2 protein-coding genes are annotated in these 2,493 nt (G+C 59.4%); both read left to right on the top strand.

Annotation, left to right across the window (positions count from 1 at the left end; all coding sequences use genetic code 11):
* Positions 1-110 precede the first annotated feature (110 nt).
* Positions 111-1,637: an IS21 family transposase gene (istA, locus tag FHX06_RS35440; RefSeq protein ID WP_183882705.1), complete on the top strand. Its 1,527-nt coding sequence runs from the start codon at positions 111-113 to the stop codon at positions 1,635-1,637.
* Complete coding sequence (gene istB, locus FHX06_RS35435) at positions 1,627-2,439, top strand: IS21-like element helper ATPase IstB (protein WP_183882703.1); 813 nt, start codon at positions 1,627-1,629, stop codon at positions 2,437-2,439. The genes istA and istB overlap by 11 nt, the downstream gene beginning before the upstream one ends.
* Positions 2,440-2,493: the final 54 nt, after the last annotated feature.

Below are 2,493 nucleotides of genomic sequence, written 5' to 3'. Positions count from 1 at the left end.
TGTTGATTTGCACTGAGAGCTGACCCGGGATTGCGGGAAAATATCACTGAGAATTGACCCATGTTTCAATCATCCCCTGTGGTTTCAGCGGGGGCTCTGGAGTGATCGACATGGCGTTACTGAGCGTAATCCGGCGCTGGCATTTTCGGGATCATCTATCGATCCGGGAGATATGCCGCAGGACGGGCCTATCCCGGAATACCATCCGCAAATACCTGCGCGCCGGCGGCGTGGAGCCGAAGTTCAATGTCCCGGAGCGGCCGAGCAAGCTTGATCCATTTGCGGATCGGCTATCAGCCTGGCTGAAGACGGAATCGAAAAAGAGCCGCAAGCAGAAGCGGACGATGAAGCAACTGCATGCCGACCTGGTGAGCCTTGGCTACGAAGGTTCCTATTGCCGTGTTGCAGCCTTTGCCCGGGAATGGAAGGCAGACCGGCAAAGAGAACTCCATACGACCGGACGCGGCACGTTCGTACCCTTGGCGTTCGAGCCGGGTGAGGCCTTCCAGTTCGACTGGTCGGAGGACTGGGCGATCATCGGCAATGAGCGCACCAAGCTACAGGTGGCGCATACGAAGCTGAGCTACAGCCGCGCCTTCATCGTCAGGGCCTATCTGCTGCAGACACATGAGATGCTGTTCGATGCCCACAATCATGCATTCCGCGTGTTTGGCGGCATCCCCGGCCGCGGCATCTACGACAACATGCGCACGGCGATCGACAAGGTCGGCCGTGGCAAGGAGCGCGACGTCAACGTCCGCTTCATGGCGATGGCCAGCCATTACGTGTTCGAGCCCGAGTTCTGCAATCCAGCGTCCGGATGGGAGAAGGGACAGGTCGAGAAGAACGTGCAGGATGCCCGTCATCGGTTCTTTCAACCCATCCCGCGCTTTCCGTCGCTGGAGGCCCTGAATGACTGGCTTGAGCTTCGATGCAAGGAGTTCTGGGCAAAGACGCCACATGGCCAGATGCGCGGCACAATCGCCGACATCTGGGCCGAGGAAGCCCCAGCTCTCATGCCCGTTTCGAGACCGTTCGACGGATTTGTCGAATATACGAAGCGGGTCACACCAACCTGCCTCGTGCATCTGGAACGCAATCGCTACAGCGTCCCGGCATCCTTCGCCAACCGACCGGTGAGCTTGCGCGTCTACCCTGATCGGGTCGTAGTCGCCGCGGAAGGTCAGATCGTCTGCGAGCATCATCGCGTCATTGATCGTTCCCATGACCGGCCGGGCCAGACCATTTACGACTGGCGGCATTATCTGGCGGTCGTTCAGCGCAAGCCCGGCGCTCTACGCAACGGCGCTCCCTTCATCGAGCTGCCGGAGGCATTCCGGACCCTGCAGCAATATCTGCTCAAGAAGCCGGGCGGCGATCGCGAGATGGTCGACATCCTGGCCCTTGTTCTCCAGCACGACGAACAGGCCGTCCTATCGGCCGTCGACATGGCGCTGAAGTCCGGCGTTCCGACCAAAACGCATGTGCTGAACCTGCTGCATCGCCTCGTCGACGGCAAATCCTCCACACCGCCGACCCTCGACGCGCCTCAGGCGCTGACGCTCACCAATGAGCCTAAGGCCAATGTCGAGCGATACGATACCTTGAGAAAGACGGAGGTTCGCCATGCGTCATAACCCGGCAAGCGGCGCGATCGTCATCATGCTACGGCAATTGAAGATGCATGGGATGGCCCACGCCGTCGGTGATCTGACCGAACAGGGATCGCCGGCGTTCGAGGCTGCCATTCCGATCCTGTCCCAGCTTCTCAAGGCCGAAACGGCCGAACGAGAGGTCCGATCGACCGCATATCAGCTCAAGACGGCACGCTTCCCCGCCTACCGTGATCTGAACGGCTTCGACTTCGCCAGCAGCGAGATCAACGAGGCCCTCGTGCAGCAGCTTCATCGCTGCGACTTCCTCGACGACGCAAACAACATCGTTCTGGTCGGTGGTCCCGGCACGGGCAAGACGCATATCGCAACCGCGATCGGCGTCCAGGCCATCGAGCATCATCACAAACGGGTCCGGTTCTTCTCCACCGTCGAGTTGGTCAATGCGCTGGAGCAGGAGAAGGCCCAAGGTCGTTCAGGACAGATCGCCAATCGCCTCGTTCACTCCGATCTCGTGATCCTCGACGAGCTGGGATACCTGCCGTTCAGCGCTTCAGGTGGCGCGCTGCTCTTCCATCTGTTGAGCAAACTATACGAGCGCACCAGCGTCATCATCACCACCAACCTGAGCTTCAGCGAATGGGCCAGCGTGTTCGGCGATGCAAAGATGACAACCGCGCTGCTCGACCGGCTCACTCATCATTGCCACATCCTCGAGACCGGAAACGACAGCTTCCGCTTCAAGAACAGCTCGGCTCATGAGCCTAAAACCACAAAGGAGAAACGCAGGAACTTGACCACAACGACCGACACGAACAATACCTAAAGGCGGGTCACTTCTCAGTGCAAATCCCGGGTCAACTCTCAGCGCAAATCAACA

It is taken from the genome of Rhizobium sp. BK512, from assembly GCF_014194915.1.
Classification (GTDB): domain Bacteria; phylum Pseudomonadota; class Alphaproteobacteria; order Rhizobiales; family Rhizobiaceae; genus Rhizobium.
Note: the sequence above shows the minus strand (reverse complement) of the source record. Positions and strands in the feature narration are given on the sequence as shown.